Consider the following 14,791-nt stretch of genomic DNA (forward strand, 5'->3'; position numbering starts at 1 on the left):
CTGACGGGTCATGCGCCTGGTTTCCCGCCGCGCGCATCACCGCGCGCAGGCCAAGCCGCGCGCGGGCATCGTCCGAAAAAATGAAACGATGCGCGCGCATCGTTCGCCACTCGCGTTACACTCACGGCCTCGTTTGTTTCGACCCACCCGGAATCACATGCAGTTGCCCAAGCGGCTCAAACCGAAGCGGCTCATCGCCGCAGGCCTTTGCGCCACGCTCGTCGCCGCCGCGCCGCCCGCCTTCAGCAAGACCGGCCCGGCCGAATCGCTGATCTCCCGCATCGTCGACTATATTGCGAGCGTACTGCCGTCCGCCGCACATGAAGCGCCTGCCGGACAAGTCGTCGAAGCGGCGTTCTCGCCCGACGGCGGCGCCGAAGCGCTGATCCTCAAGGTGATAGGCACAGCGCGCGTATCGCTCAGGCTCGCCGGCTACTCGTTCACGTCGCCGAAGATCGTCCGCGCGCTGCTCGATGCGCATCGGCGCGGCGTCGATATCGCGGTCGTCGTCGATAACGACGGCAACCGGTCGAAAGCGTCGAAGCAAGCGCTCAACCTGCTCGTCAACGCGAAGGTGCGCACGCGCACGATCGACCGCTACGCGATCCATCACGACAAATACATCGTCGTCGACGCCCGGCACGTCGAGACGGGATCGTTCAACTACAGCGCCGCGGCCGCGGCGCGCAATTCGGAGAACGTGCTGGTGGTCTGGAACAATCCGGCGCTGGCGTCGCAATACTTGGCGCATTGGCAGAACCGGTTCGATCAGGGCATCGATTACCGATCGAACTATTGAGCGATCAAGTTGGCCGATTCGAATTGACCCACGTGAGGCGTGCGGCCTCGCGCCCGCCTCAGACGTCGGCCCCTCGACGAAAGGCCGCGCCGTCGGCATCGGCCGGATTCGAGAGCGTCCCGCTCTCGATCCAGAAACGCCGCCCAAATCATGCGCCCGCGCGAGGTTGGCAGGCCTTTTCGCCCAAATGACGACGGCCCTCGAACAGCGGCCTTCAAAGGCTGGCGCCAGCCCGGCACGCCCGTTCGTCGAATCCGATCGCAGTTGACGCGCTAAGTGTGCGGCGCGGGCGGCGGGCCGCGCCCAAAACGCGTCGCTATTTGAGCGGAGAGAGATCATGCCCTGGGAGGATACGCGGGCGCTTTGCGTCCGGCGGCTGAACCCTCTGCAAACGCTCGTCCAGACGCGCCTGGACGTTATCCAGTTCGTTTCTGGCCAGCGGGATATTCCATTGGTTGTGTTGCTCTCTATCCAGGCGAGCCATTCTATCCCGGATGACATCCATCAGCCTTCGCATTTGATCTGTTATTCCATTTTCCTCGGGCTGCGCCTGCAAAACATCGTTCGCGGCCACCAATGCCTGGCGTAGGTTGTGCAGCACCTGCGCTGCTCTATCCGGTAGATTGCCGTCGAACGCATTCACCGCATCCCTGACCCAATGCACCCTTTCTTGAGCCCGCCGCATCGCCCCCTCGTCATCCCGCTGCATTGCCTGGTCACCATCGCGCATGGCCCGGGCAACCATTAATCCAATGTTGGTGCGCTCAGCTCTCAATTGATCGTCGGCCGTCGTTGCCTGCTGAGCAAGCGCCGCGGCTTGCCGAAGCATGACTTCCCGCTCTTGCTCGGCAACCTGGAGACGACCGGAAATCTGGGCGGTGGCATCGCGCTTATTCCTCGGACTCGAGGGCTGCTGAGCGGATTCAGGCTCGCCCGGCTCCGTCGTTTGCACGGGTGGGACTGACGCGAGACTCACCAGAGACGGGTTTCGCCGGGACGCGGCGGCATCCGCCTGAGCCTTACCTGAAGGTATCTCCGACGAAACCGCTTGCCTCAATTGCGGCGCCATTTCCTGGGCCATGCCGCGTGCCGCCTGATTCAACTCACCGTCGATCTCGGCCGGCCGAAGTTGAAATTGGCCCGCTAGATTCACCCGTCCTATCGCGGAGCCGGGCTGATTGTTCAAACTTGCTACTGTCGACACTTTCTTTTCCTTTGCATTTTTACATTTCACACCATGATTGGTGAAATCCGGATTTCACACTGTTCATCATCATGAGTTTTTTCTTTTCAGCAGGAAGCGGCGGCCGCGCAATATTCGTCGACAATCCGAAAACAGCCTTTACGTTTGACATTGTCAACCAATAGGCTCGTCCGATTTTTCGAAAATCAATCAATGTCGATTTAATTTATTTATCGAAGATTAAATTTATAATTTATTATTCATTTTCATCGAAAATAGCCGCATCCAAAAAATCAATACCAATTCGAATTGGCTGAAAAATCAACGAAGTATGTCATGCTCGCACGACCCTTGAGGATGGGCGGCCAAGCGCAGTTGCTGAGCCGTTTTCTCGGATTCAGCAAACGGAGATGCGGCACCGTTACTCTTCGTTTCGTGGCAAGACGAATCGAGATGGCGGTTGGCCGCCATTCAATCTCATGTTCGAGCGTTCAAGGGATTACTTCGGCTTTCGTATCGCGAATGGTCAGGCTGCGAACGCCGTTGATCGAGCTTTCGCGCGTCAGCCGCCAATTGGGCTTTCCGAATGGGCCGCTCTGAACAACGCCACGCGCCGCCTCTTGCGTTATTTCTGGGTAGCGACGTGTAGCTTCGTGTGCTTTCGCACGGAAAATCGGAAAGCAGCGGCCACCGCAAAAGCGTCACAAGCCATTGAAAATAGCTGATGGCGTCCCTTGACGCCGCGCGAAGAAAAGATACCGGATGGTGCGTGAGGCCGGACTCGAACCGGCACACCCTTGCGGGCGTCAGGACCTAAACCTGGTGCGTCTACCAATTTCGCCACTCACGCATGCGAGACATGCTGCGCGGAACGGAACCGCATCCTGGCGGCTGTCCCAAAAAGCGCAAGCGCGAGATTCTAACTGATCTGCCGACGCTTGTCTCTAGCATCGCGGCCTCGTTTCGGCGGCGATGCTAGAATGCCGCATTGTCCGGGTGTACCGCGTCTGCGTCGATAGCGGGCGGCGCGAGAAAAGCCCTCGGCAACGCACCAGGCGCGTGCGCCGCCTTGCCATTCGCCCACGCCCCCACTCGTTCCTGTCCCCGTGAATTTCGACGAATACTGCGAAGAAAAAGCCGCGCCGCCCGGCTCCAGCCTCTATTACGCGCTGCGCCAGGCGCCGCTTGCACGCCAACCGCTCGTTGCCGCGCTGTTCGCGCTGCGCCGTGAACTCGAGCAAACGGTGAAGGAAATCAGCGATCCGGCCATCGGCCGCGCGAAACTCGCGTGGTGGCAAAAGGAGATTGCAGCGCTGATCGCCGGCCAGCCGTCGCATCCGGTGTCGCAGGCGCTCGCCGCGCACCACCCCGATCTGCCAAGCAGCGCCGCCGCGCTGCAAACGCTCGTCGCGGGCTACGGAATGGATCTCGATCAGGCACGCTATCTGGACTTCGCAAACCTGAGCCGCTACGCCGATCAGACTGGCGGCGCGTTCGCGCAGCTCGTCGCGCACGCGAGCGCTTGTCGACCGGACGATTTCGGCTGGGCGCCGCCGCTCGGGCATGCGCTGACGCTCGCGCAACTCGTGCAGGATCTCGGCGACGACGCGCGCCACGGCCGTATATACGTTCCGATCGACGAGTTGCAACGCTACGGCGTGACGGCGGCCGACCTGCTCAACCGCCGCTATAGCCCTGCGTTCACCGAACTGATGCGCTTCCAGACGGCGCGCGCACGCGACGCGCTTCATGCGTCGCTCGCCGCCATCCCCGCCGATGAGCGCCGCGCGCAACGCACATTGCGCGCGCTCGGCGCGCTTGCGCTCGCAGTGCTCGACGAGATCGAGCGCGACGGCTTCCAGGTACTGCATCAGCGGATCGCGCTCACGCCGATCCGCAAACTGTGGATCGCATGGCGCGCCGCGCGCCGCCGCTGATCCGGTGCTCGACGAGATCGAGCTTGACAGTCTCCAGGCGCCACCAACGGATCGCGTCCGCGCGGGTTCTCAAGCAATAGGCCACATGCCGCGCTGCCGGTCAGGCGCGCAACAGCGGCAACGGCTCGAAACGCTGCTGGAGCACGCGCGTTGCGTCGAGCCCCCACCACGGCCCGAGCACGGTCGCGTAGAGTTGCCGGAAATCGACCGCGACAGGCAGGTTGCCATTGCCGTCCAGCCTGCCTAGCGCGGGCGGCGCGCCATACAACCCGCCGCGCACGCGCCCGCCCATCACGAAATGCGGCGCGGCCGTGCCGTGATCGGTGCCGCCGCTCTGATTCTCGCGAACGCGCCGGCCGAATTCCGCATACGTCATGATGAGCGTGTCGTCCCAGCGGCCAAGCTCGGTGAGCGCCGAGCGCATCGCGACCAATCCGTCGGCCAATTGCTTGAGCAACCCCGCCTGCTGGCCGAGCTGGTTCTGGTGCGTGTCGAAGCCGTTGAGCGTGACGCGCAGCACCGCGACGCCCTGCCCCGGCGCGGGCGTGCGCTGCGGCGTGTCGCACGCGGCGAGCACCTGCATCGCGGTCTTCACTGCGGTGCCGAACGGCCCGGCCGGAAACGCGGTCGCGAGCACGGGCGCGCCGGCGGGCGGGCGCAGCCGGTCGGCAGCCTTGACGATGTCGTTCTCCACATCGATCACATGCGCGAGCGCGGGATTCTGCTCGCGCAGCGACACAGGCTGCACGAGCCGCGCCGCGCGAATGAATTGCGCGGGATTGACGAGCGCAATCGCACGCGCGCCGTTCGCAAGCGGCCCCATCTCGGCGCTGCCGAGCACGACGCCGTCCGCGGCGAAACCGGGTGGCACGCTCGCCTGCGCGAACGCGCGCGTGAGCCAGCCTTCGTGCAGATACTGGTCCGAGCGCGACGCGGTATCCCAGATCTCGATCGAGCGGAAATGCGACAGATTCGGCTGCGGATAGCCGACGCCGTCGACGATCGCAAGCCGCCCGTCACGCCAAAGCGGCATCAGCGGCGCGAGCGACGGGTGCAGCGCCGTTCGCTCGTCCAATTGCACGAGCTGCTCGCGTTTGATGCCGAGGGTCGGGCGCAGCGTCCGATACAACGGGTCCGCATACGGAATCACTGTGTTGAGTCCGTCGTTGCCGCCTTTCAACTCGACCAGAATCAGCAGGTTCGAATAATTCGCGCCATGCGGCGCGCCCGCGCCCGCACCCGCAAGCGCGCCAGCCGCCGCCGCGAACGCGCGGGGCATCGAAAGCGAGACGCTCGTCGCTCCCGCTACGCCTGCAAGGGTCAGAAAATTGCGTCGTTTCATCCTGCTGTCCTCTTTATGCATTCGCCGCAGCCGGCCTGTCCGGTCGTCGCGCGGATCGCTTTCGATGCGGCGTCGCGATCGCGCCGGCCGCGCTCATTTCCACTCGCTCACTTCAACTGATAGGCCGGGTCCATCAACAGCGCCTGTAAATAGGCCATGCTGGTCGCGCCGGTCTCGGTTGCCGCGACGGGCGACAGCGGCAGCACCGCATGTTGCAATTGCAATTGCGTCGACAGATCTGGCTGCGCCTGCGGCTTTGTCCGATATGCGGCGAGCCACGTATCGATATCGAAGCGCATCCCGCGCCGCATCGCCGGCTTGCCGTCCATCATCGCGCCGGGCGCGGATGCCGGCGCCGGCGCGGCATGTCTGCCTGCCGCCTCGGTGGCACGCATCATCTGTTCGACGAATTGCTTGCGCGCGAGCAGCGTCGCGCTGTTGATCCACGTCGCGCCGCCCGGCCAGCCTTTCACGTTTGGCGGATAGAACAAATTCTCGCCGAGCGTGCGCAGCGTGTTCACAAACGGCCCGGTATCGCCGTAATCGACGTCGAACAGCCGCACGGTGCCGACCACGAACTCCACCGGCGATTTCACCAGCACGCCGCGATTGCGCTCGGCCCAGAACGCCTCCGACGACAGCAGCCCCGCGAGCACCGTCCGGATGTCGTAGCCGCTTTGCCGGAAACGCTCGGCCACGTGCTCGACGGTGGGCGCATCGGGCGTATCGGAAATAAACTCGCGCCACAATTTCGCAACGATGAAGCGCGCGGTCTCGGGCCGTGCGAGCAGAATGTCGAGCACCGCGTCGCCGTCGAAGCGGCCGGTCTCGCCGAGCACGGTTTTTTCGCCGTCGTCGTGAAGGTTCGGCATGAACACGTAGCCGAGCGTATCGGGATCGACGCCCCAGCCGGTATAGGCGCGCGCGGCTTCGGACACGTCGCGCTGCGTGTAATGCCCTTCGCCGAGCGTGAAGAGTTCCATCACCTCGCGCGCGAAATTTTCGTTCGGGCGCCCTTTGCGACTCGACGCGCCGTCGAGATATTGCAGCATCGCCGGGTCTTTCGCGACGCTGTGCAGCAGCGCGCCGAAATTGCCGAGCGCGGCGGCGCGCAACAGCATGTTCTGCGCCGCAATCGTTTGGGGATACGGTACTTTGTCCTGACCGGACGTGAAATGATTGTGCCAAAAAAGCGTCATCCGTTCGGTCAGCGGCGACGGCGTGACGAGCATCTCGCGCACCCACCACGCGCGCAGTTCGTCGTAGCGGCGATTGCGCAACTGCCGCTCGGCCCGCCGCTCGTCGGGCGTATAAGCCGCACGCACCGCGCGCGGCGGCGGCAGCTCGCGCACCCAGTCGGGCAGCGGCGTCACGCATTGCGTGCGCGCGCCGTCGAGCAGCCCGGCAAGCGCCCGCGCGCGCGTCATCCCGACCAGCCGCGCGACTTCACGCGGCGGCGGCGAAAAACCGGTGCGCGTCAGCAAAAAACGCGCGTCGTCGGCATCGAGCAGTTGCTGCATGTCCGCCGACAACCGGTCCGTTCGATCTACGTGGCCAGCCCGGTCGGTATTCGCCGGGGCCCGTCCTGCCGTGCTCGCATCGCTCATCGCCGATCGCTCTCCTGGTTCGGGCAATCCACGACGATTGCCCATGCGGCGCACGCGCCGCGGTACTGGCGATTCAACGGTCCGTCGCAGTGGACAGTTGACGATCGATTTGATACGGAATTTTTCAACGGCGGCGCGCGCCTGGTGGATAGGCGCAGGCGTGGATGCATCCGACGGCGCGCCCGACAGGTATGCGTGCGCTACTCAGCGCTTGTAGAGTTCCCGCACGGCGTCCTCGATATGCTGACGCAACAAATGCCGCTCCTCCGGCGTCATATGGCCGTCGCGGCGACGCTGTTCGAGATCGGGCGGAACGGCCGAGCGGTTCGCCTGCTCGGCATGCTCGGGCGCAACGACGGGCGGCGGCGCGCCCTTGCCGCGCGGCGATTTATGAGACGCCGGTGCGCGATCGTGCGGCTGCGCACCGGCAAAAGCGGGTGCGAAGAGGCCAGCGCATGCGAGCCCCAGCACGAACGCAATCCTCGTCGGCCGCATCACGGGCCTCGCCTGTTTCGTCGTTTTGTTCCCTTCGTCACGCGGCAAGCAGCTATCTGTGGCACACGAACCAACCCTGCGAAAATCGGCGTGCAAACCATGAAAATGTTTTAAGTGCAGGGAGTATCCACCGAATATCGCCTTCGAGTAAAGGAGTCTGTCGTCACTGTCTTTACTCAGCACAACAGCACGGGTAAATTTTGTAACTGACTGTTACCCGTCAAAAGTCGCTGCCGCGCGACTTTTCCCAATCGCGATAAGATGCCGCTCATGGAAACGAAAAATCCCTCGAAAATCCTCGTCGTCGACGACGATCCGCGCCTACGCGACTTGCTGCGCCGCTATCTCGGCGAACAGGGCTTCAACGTGTACGTTGCCGAGAACGCAACGGCCATGAACAAACTCTGGGTGCGCGAGCGTTTCGACCTGCTCGTGCTGGATCTGATGCTGCCCGGCGAGGACGGGCTGTCGATCTGCCGCCGCCTGCGCGGCAGCAACGATCGCACGCCGATCATCATGCTCACCGCGAAGGGCGAGGACGTCGACCGGATCGTCGGCCTCGAGATGGGCGCCGACGATTACTTGCCCAAGCCTTTCAATCCGCGCGAGCTGGTCGCACGCATCCACGCGGTGCTGCGCCGCCAGGCGCCCGCCGAGTTGCCCGGCGCACCGTCCGAAACCACCGAGGTGTTCGAATTCGGCGAGTTCTCGCTGAATCTTGCCACCCGCACGCTGACGAAGTCCGGCCAGGAAATCCCGCTGACGACGGGCGAGTTCTCGGTGCTCAAGGTATTCGCGCGCCATCCGCGCCAGCCGCTGTCGCGCGAGAAGCTGATGGAACTCGCGCGCGGCCGCGAATACGAAGTGTTCGATCGCAGCCTCGACGTGCAGATTTCGCGGCTGCGCAAGCTGATCGAGCCCGATCCGGGCAGCCCGCGCTTCATCCAGACTGTATGGGGCCTTGGCTACGTGTTCATCCCCGACGGCGCAGCCTGATGGCCGAGCCGTCGCGGCACGCGCGATTGCCCGTTTTTGACGCCAGATAAACAGCCTGTCCTATGCGTATCGACCGGCGCCTTTTGACGCTCGTGTTCGGCGGGCTGTTCTGGCGCACGTTCCTGCTGATCGCGCTGCTGATCGCGGTGAGTCTTGCCGCGTGGTTCCAGAGCTTCAGAGTGATCGAGCGCGAGCCGCGCGCGCAGCGCGTCGCGTTGCAACTGGTCGCGATCGTGAAGCTCACGCGCACGGCCCTGCTCTATTCCGATCCCGATCTGCGTCGCGCGCTGCTGCAGGATCTCGAAAGCAACGAGGGCGTGCGCGTCTATCCACGCGAAAAAACCGATAAGTTCAAGCTGCAGCCCGACGAATCGCTGAACCGGCTGATCGAGCACGACATCCGCAGCCGCCTCGGCGACGACACGGTGATCGCGCAATCGGTCAACGACATCCCCGGCGTGTGGATCAGCTTCAAGATCGACGACGACGACTACTGGGTGGCGCTCGACCGCGATCAGCTCGACACCGTCACCGGCCTGCAATGGGCCGGCTGGGGGCTGTTCGCGCTGGCGCTGTCGCTGATCGGCTCGGCATTCATCACGAGCCTCGTCAACCAGCCGTTCTCGCGGCTCGCGCTCGCCGCGCGCAAGGTGGGCTCGGGGCAAACGCCCGAGCCGCTGCCTGAGCGCGGAATGGGCGTCGCGGCCGAAACCAACCGCAGCTTCAACCAGATGGTGCGCGATCTCGAGCAACTCGAGGCCGACCGCGCGCTGATGCTCGCCGGAATCTCGCACGATCTGCGCACGCCGCTCGCGCGGCTGCGCCTCGAAACCGAGATGAGTCCGTCCGATCAGGCAACGAAGGACGCGATGGTCGACGACATCGAACAGATGGACCGCATCATCGCCGCGTTCATCGATTACGCGCGCCCCGCGCAACGCACGCCCGAGCCCGTCGATCTGTCGGTCGTCGCGCACGACGTGGTCGCCCGGCTGGCCGGCGAGGACGGCGTGCAAATCGTCACCCGACTCGCGCCCGCCGCGATCATCGCGGCCGATGAAACCGACATGCGGCGAGTTGTCGGCAATCTCGTCGAGAACGCACGTAAATATGGGCAGAGCAAGCGCGACGGCATCGCCCGAATCACACTCGAGACCCGCGTCGCGCATGCGCGCGTCGAACTCGTCGTGCTCGACGAAGGGCCGGGCATCCCGGACGACCAGCTTGCGCTCGTGATGCGCCCGTTCTACCGCGTCGACACCGCACGCACCAAGGCCGAAGGCACGGGCCTGGGGATGGCGATCGTGCTGCGCCTCGTCAGCCGCTATCGCGGCACGCTGCGCCTGGCCAACCGCCGGCCCGACGGCGGCCTCGAAGTCACGCTGGAGTTCCCTGGCGCGAAGGCGCGCGCCTCCGCGTGAGCCGCCATGCGCCGTGCCGATACCCGCATGCTATCGCCGTCTTTGAAAATTTCTATGGAGTTCGTTAGTTAAAATCTATTGAGAAAAATAATCAATAGAGTTATAGTCTTGCAGATGCTGTCACGGAAACGTTGCAGCGCATAGGTAGCTTGACCGCTTGTTAGCAGTCTTTCCCAACTCACACAGGAGCATCCGCATGAAAACCGTGGGCGATAAACTCGAAGCTTTCACCGTCGTGGCCGCGAAGCCTGGCTTCAACCATCACGAGGAAAACGGTCAGTCGGCATTCGAAACCGTCACCGAAGCGTCGTTCCCAGGCAAGTGGAAAGTGATCTACTTCTATCCGAAGGATTTCACGTTCGTCTGCCCGACGGAAATCGTCGAATTCGGCAAGCTCCAAAAGCAATTCGAAGAGCGTGATGCCGTCCTGCTCGGCGGCAGCTCGGACAACGAATTCGTCAAACTCGCATGGCGCCGTGAGCATAAGGATCTCGACAAGCTGAACCACTACTCGTTCGGCGACGTCAAGGGCGAGCTGATCGACCAGCTCGGCGTGCGCGATCACGAAGCGGGTGTCGCGCTGCGCGCCACCTTCATCGTCGATCCGGACAACACGATCCAGCACGTGTCGGTGAACAATCTGAACGTCGGTCGCAATCCGGAAGAAATCCTGCGCATTCTCGACGGCCTGCAAACGGACGAACTCTGCCCGTGCAACCGCGCGGTCGGCGGCGCAACGCTGTAAGCGTCGATGCATGAAGCCCGCGGCGCGACGCTTTCGCCTGCGGGCTTTTTTAACGGCCCAATCATAGGAGATATCAATGGAATTTATCAATTCGATTAAGGCGCAAATTCCCGACTACGCAAAAGATATCCGTCTGAACCTCGACGGCACGATCGCGCGCTCGTCGCTCGAAGGCAACGATGCGGTGGGCGTCGCGCTCGCCGCGGCGTTCGCGACCAAGAGCACGACGCTCATCACGCTGATCCGCGAAGCGGGCGTGCTGTCTGCCGAGGAAACCCAGGCGGCGCTAACGGCTGCCGCGCTAATGGGCATGAACAACACTTGGTATCCGTATGTCGAGATGGCCGACGACGCCGATCTGAAGACCGCGCGCGCCGAGCTGCGGATGGGGGCGTATGCGTCGCACGGCGGCGTCGACAAGCGCAAGTTCGAAATGTACGCGCTCGCCGCGTCGATCGTCGGCAAGTGCCACTTCTGCGTGAAGTCGCACTATGCGCTGCTGAAGAACGAGCAAGGCATGAGCATCACGCAGTTGCGCGACGTCGGGCGGATCGCGTCGGTGATCAATGCCGCTGCGCAAGTCCTCTCTGCCGAAGGTAAATGAGCGTGACGGCGGGCTGTCGCCGCGTCGCATCGCGGACATGACGGCCCGTCGGCAAGCAGCATGCCCGCGTGAAAAATCGGCCCGCTCCCGCACGAGCGCCGGCATCCTGCCGACACACGCGAGGCCCCCACTCCGCCTCGCCCCGTGCGTTGCCCGCTCCGGAGACAGGCCGCCAACGCCCCCTTTCGATACCCGGCCCCAAACAAATAAAGTCCGACAATTTTCCGCTCTCATCAGAAAACGGAAATTGCACCGCTCATAATCATCACAAAACCCCCACATCACCTCGTTAAAATAAGAATAATAATCGATATTCCATCATTCCCGCGCAACGACAATCATTTCGCAAAACAGAAAAGATTTTCGCATCCACTCATCCAAAAAATAAAAATCAAGTATACTTTAACCATCAATTTCCCGATTCGCCGCCATATCAACCTCATATAAAATGGCTCAACTTAATTTTCGACACGAAAATCCGATATGTCGAAAATAAAAATCCCACACTGCTTGGCGGCAAGGATTTAACCGATCGACTCCGATTCAATCCACCGCACCCGATCATTATCGATCACAATTGAATCGCAATATCTTCAATCAATAAATCATCCAACGGAGACAAAAAGTGCTGATACCACAATCTTCTTCGATATGTTCCAGCATATTGATCAATCAAGTCGCGATCAATATCGAACCGGAAGCCAACACAGGCGCTGCGGACGAATGCGCATCCGCCACAACCGCCGCCCAACCCGGCTCGCCTCGAGCAATCGGCGCCGTTGCCAAAGCAAGCGCCTCGCAGGCGCACCCGCTGCCCAGCGAGCCGGGCATTCTGCAACGGCTGAAGGACATCGGCCCATGCAATATCGCCAAAGCCGCGGTCGCATCCGGGCTGCGCGACGGCACCAGTTCGTTTGTCGGCAGATATGTCGGGGATCAGGCCAGCAATTTGACCGGACTCCTGCTTTCCAGCACGAACAGCGCCCCGGTGGCCAATGTGATGGCGGCGGTCGCCGGTGCGGCTTCCGTCGGCACCGGCGCACTCTACGGTTATTCGATGGGTAAATTGCTGGGCAATTCTTTATCTTCGGCCGTCGATTGGGCAAAACAACTCAATCCGAGCGATTACGGCCGAATTGCGCCGCTTGCCTCGGGAGCCAAGGCCGTGGCGCCTTACATGCAGAAACTCGCGTATTACACCAAAGAAATTGCCCCGTCCCTCTGCGCATTCGCCGGCGCGGGTATCGGCGGCGCCGGCTACGCATTGGCCGGCCCGACCGTCGCAGTGGGCAATCTGGTTTCGGCATGTACCCGGTCTTTCATGCAGCAACGCGTGACTGCACCCTATGGAAGCAATATCCAATGGGAAAACGGCATACCCAAATCGCTCTACGTACTGCCTCCGGCAATCGGCTACGCGGGCATTGCGATCGGCAGTGCATTCGCCAGCCGCGTGGCGACTACGGCCGCCTCCAATTCGCAACTCGAACCGGGCATCTGTCAAATCGAGCTCGGTGAAAAATTTCATTCGTTCATCAACGCGAATCCGATACCCGCGCCTTGCTCTTATCTCCTTTCCGGGGAATTGAAATCGACGGACAATCCATTCGACGCCAGCACCTGCGCCCAAATTATCGGAAACCGGTTTAAATCCTACGTTTCACCACTATCACCTCAAACATCGACACCGACCGGCTGCGAAGATTATTTTTTGAAGAACGCAGTGTCTTACGTGAATGCGAAGTTCGGAATGGTTTCCAATTTCGTTCGCTGGGCATTCAAACCATTAATCGACGGCAGCATCACCGGGATAGGGGAAGCAGTGGACGGCGCAGTCGGCACGGTCTTTCGCGCCGCAGCGCACGGCAGTAGATTTGAACCGTCGCATCCGATCAGCCATAAATACAGCAACGTCTCTTTCCGTAAAGAAGCCACGTCGCGCATTTGCTCCGCCACCGCCGGGCAATTCATCAACGGGATTTCCAACCAGACGCTGTCATCGCCGGCAGTCGTCGTCGGGCAAGCGGTAACGGGTTTTGTTCAGGAATATCGCAGCGTCGTGACCCGGCCCGTGGTCACGCATACCAACGAGTATTTTCACGGCTGGTTCAGCAAACGCGCACCGATCGACGTCAACACGATGGCGAACACCGACGACCAAACCGAGACCGCCGACGAGCAAACCGATGACGAAGCGTGAATTTGATCGGCGAAGAATGAATGAACCGCACCGCATGCGGCACGCCCCGGCGCATCGTGGCGCGGCGGGATCGCCGGCGCATGGGCTCAGGATCTTCATTCGCATCGCGCGAGGTGTGGCGGGCGATCGGCCGTTTATCCCGCAACGGGACGTGCCGGCATTCGGCACGACCGCCCCGCCCCGAACTATCCGGCCCGCGGCGAATCCGGCGACGCGTCGCGCACGACGAGCGCCGCGGCCTGCGCTTCGATTCCCTCGCCGCGGCCAAGATAGCCGAGCTTCTCGTTGGTCTTCGCCTTCACGTTCACGCGATCGAGCGGCAGGCCGAGATCCGCGGCGATGTTCGCGCGCATCGCGTCGATGTGCGGCGCGAGCTTCGGCGCCTGCGCGATCACCGTGCTGTCGACATTGCGGATCGCAAACCCGGCCTGCGCGACGCGTGCCGCGCATTCGCGCAGCAGCGCACGGCTGTCGGCGCCCTTGAAGCGCGGATCGGTATCGGAAAAGTGGCGGCCGATGTCACCGAGCGCCGCCGCGCCGAATAGCGCGTCGGTGATCGCGTGCAGCAGCACGTCCGCGTCCGAGTGGCCGAGCAGCCCGCGCTCGTAGGGGATCGTCACGCCGCCGATGATGAGCGGCCGCCCGGAAACGAGCTGGTGTACGTCGTAGCCTTGTCCGATTCTGAAATCCATGTTGCGTTCGAGTCGAGTGTGGGTTGCGGTTCAATCAGGTTCAGCAGGCGCGCGCCGGGTGCGCGAGAATCGCTTCCGCGAGGTCGAAATCCTCCGGATACGTCACCTTGAAGTTGCGCAGGCTGCCTTGCACGACGCGCGGCGTATGGCCCACCCATTCGATTGCGCTTGCCTCGTCGGTCAGATCGTGGCCGTCGCGCTGCGCGCGCTGGATCGCGTCGCGCAGCATCCCGATGCGGAACATTTGCGGCGTCTGCGCCTGCCAAAGCCCGTCGCGCGGCTCGGTGCGCGCGATCGCGTCGCCGCCCGCCGGCACGCGCTTGAGCGTATCGGCCACCGGCAGCGCGACAATGCCGCCGACCGGATCGTCCTTCAACGCGCCGATCAGCGCACGAATCAGCACGGGCGTGATACCGGGGCGCGCCGCGTCGTGCACGAGCACCCAGTCGGTATCCGTTGCACCGAATTCGGCGAGCTGAATCAGCCCGTTGAGCACCGACGCCTGCCGCGATGCGCCGCCGCAGCGCCGTACCGCGAAGCGCAGGCCGCTGAAGCGGCGCGCGTCGAAGTGTGCATCGTCGGGCGAAATCACGACGAGCGTTTGCGCGAACTCGCTGCATGCGTCGAACGCGGCGAGCGTGTAATGCAGCAGCGCGCGGCCGGCGAGCGTGCGGTATTGCTTGGGCAATGCCGAGCCCGAACGGCTGCCGGTGCCCGCGCACGGTATCAGGGCAAAAAGACGAGAAGTCACGGAAGGGATCGCCGGAAAA

Annotated in this window: 13 protein-coding genes, 1 tRNA gene and 1 pseudogene; 7 read left to right on the top strand and 8 right to left on the bottom strand. The window is 62.8% G+C overall.

Going from position 1 to position 14,791, the window contains the following annotated elements; all coding sequences use genetic code 11:
• The first annotated feature begins 157 nt into the window (after nucleotides 1-157).
• Nucleotides 158-799 carry a phospholipase D family nuclease gene (locus tag BSIN_RS02235; RefSeq protein WP_059513428.1) on the top strand — a complete coding sequence of 214 codons (642 nt, stop codon included), beginning with the start codon at nucleotides 158-160 and terminating at the stop codon, nucleotides 797-799.
• Nucleotides 800-1,115: 316 nt separating this feature from the next.
• Here BSIN_RS02235 and BSIN_RS02240 read toward each other — a convergent pair whose 3' ends face one another.
• Entirely contained in the window at nucleotides 1,116-2,003 is an 888-nt protein-coding gene (locus BSIN_RS02240) for a hypothetical protein (RefSeq protein WP_143757283.1), read from the bottom strand.
• A 742-nt stretch (nucleotides 2,004-2,745) separates the two neighbouring features.
• A tRNA-Leu gene (locus BSIN_RS02245) sits at nucleotides 2,746-2,832 on the bottom strand.
• 256 nt (nucleotides 2,833-3,088) lie between these two features.
• On the opposite strand from BSIN_RS02245, the gene BSIN_RS02250 reads away from it, so the two are divergent.
• A complete protein-coding gene (locus BSIN_RS02250) occupies nucleotides 3,089-3,919 on the top strand; it encodes a squalene/phytoene synthase family protein (RefSeq protein ID WP_089339378.1) in 831 nt (276 codons plus the stop codon).
• Between the two features lie 100 nt (nucleotides 3,920-4,019).
• Here the strand turns inward: BSIN_RS02250 and BSIN_RS02255 are convergent, their stop codons facing one another.
• The 4 genes and pseudogenes from BSIN_RS02255 to BSIN_RS26335 all read right to left on the bottom strand — a co-directional run bounded on the left by BSIN_RS02255 (nucleotide 4,020) and on the right by BSIN_RS26335 (nucleotide 7,546).
• The gene (locus tag BSIN_RS02255; protein ID WP_089339379.1) at nucleotides 4,020-5,261 is read right to left on the bottom strand and encodes a DUF1501 domain-containing protein; all 1,242 of its coding nucleotides are present in this window, start codon (nucleotides 5,259-5,261) and stop codon (nucleotides 4,020-4,022) included.
• Nucleotides 5,262-5,368: 107 nt separating this feature from the next.
• A complete protein-coding gene (locus tag BSIN_RS02260) occupies nucleotides 5,369-6,793 on the bottom strand; it encodes a DUF1800 domain-containing protein (RefSeq protein ID WP_256583536.1) in 1,425 nt (474 codons plus the stop codon).
• 279 nt (nucleotides 6,794-7,072) lie between these two features.
• Nucleotides 7,073-7,363: a hypothetical protein gene (locus BSIN_RS02265; protein ID WP_173678611.1), complete on the bottom strand. Its 291-nt coding sequence runs from the start codon at nucleotides 7,361-7,363 to the stop codon at nucleotides 7,073-7,075.
• A pseudogene (locus BSIN_RS26335) lies at nucleotides 7,363-7,546 on the bottom strand (hypothetical protein). The gene BSIN_RS02265 and the pseudogene BSIN_RS26335 overlap by 1 nt, the downstream one beginning before the upstream one ends.
• A gap of 78 nt (nucleotides 7,547-7,624) precedes the next feature.
• Between BSIN_RS26335 and ompR the strand changes: the two are divergent.
• The 5 genes from ompR to BSIN_RS02295 all read left to right on the top strand — a co-directional run bounded on the left by ompR (nucleotide 7,625) and on the right by BSIN_RS02295 (nucleotide 13,329).
• Entirely contained in the window at nucleotides 7,625-8,359 is a 735-nt protein-coding gene (ompR, locus tag BSIN_RS02275) for an osmolarity response regulator transcription factor OmpR (protein ID WP_004192636.1), read from the top strand.
• Between the two features lie 62 nt (nucleotides 8,360-8,421).
• Nucleotides 8,422-9,780, top strand: coding sequence for an ATP-binding protein (locus BSIN_RS02280; RefSeq protein ID WP_089339382.1), 1,359 nt, complete (start codon nucleotides 8,422-8,424; stop codon nucleotides 9,778-9,780).
• 196 nt (nucleotides 9,781-9,976) lie between these two features.
• Entirely contained in the window at nucleotides 9,977-10,525 is a 549-nt protein-coding gene (locus BSIN_RS02285) for a peroxiredoxin (RefSeq protein WP_059513440.1), read from the top strand.
• Nucleotides 10,526-10,601: 76 nt separating this feature from the next.
• On the top strand, nucleotides 10,602-11,129 hold the full coding sequence (locus BSIN_RS02290) for a carboxymuconolactone decarboxylase family protein (protein WP_089339383.1): 528 nt from the start codon (nucleotides 10,602-10,604) through the stop codon (nucleotides 11,127-11,129).
• 625 nt (nucleotides 11,130-11,754) lie between these two features.
• Entirely contained in the window at nucleotides 11,755-13,329 is a 1,575-nt protein-coding gene (locus BSIN_RS02295; protein WP_143757285.1) for a hypothetical protein, read from the top strand.
• A 185-nt stretch (nucleotides 13,330-13,514) separates the two neighbouring features.
• Here the strand turns inward: BSIN_RS02295 and ispF are convergent, their stop codons facing one another.
• Entirely contained in the window at nucleotides 13,515-14,021 is a 507-nt protein-coding gene (gene ispF, locus BSIN_RS02300; RefSeq protein ID WP_089339385.1) for a 2-C-methyl-D-erythritol 2,4-cyclodiphosphate synthase, read from the bottom strand.
• Nucleotides 14,022-14,061: 40 nt separating this feature from the next.
• Nucleotides 14,062-14,772 carry a 2-C-methyl-D-erythritol 4-phosphate cytidylyltransferase gene (gene ispD, locus BSIN_RS02305; RefSeq protein ID WP_089339386.1) on the bottom strand — a complete coding sequence of 237 codons (711 nt, stop codon included), beginning with the start codon at nucleotides 14,770-14,772 and terminating at the stop codon, nucleotides 14,062-14,064.
• Between the last annotated feature and the right edge of the window lie 19 nt (nucleotides 14,773-14,791).

This window comes from Burkholderia singularis, assembly GCF_900176645.1.
GTDB classification, from domain to species: domain Bacteria; phylum Pseudomonadota; class Gammaproteobacteria; order Burkholderiales; family Burkholderiaceae; genus Burkholderia; species Burkholderia singularis.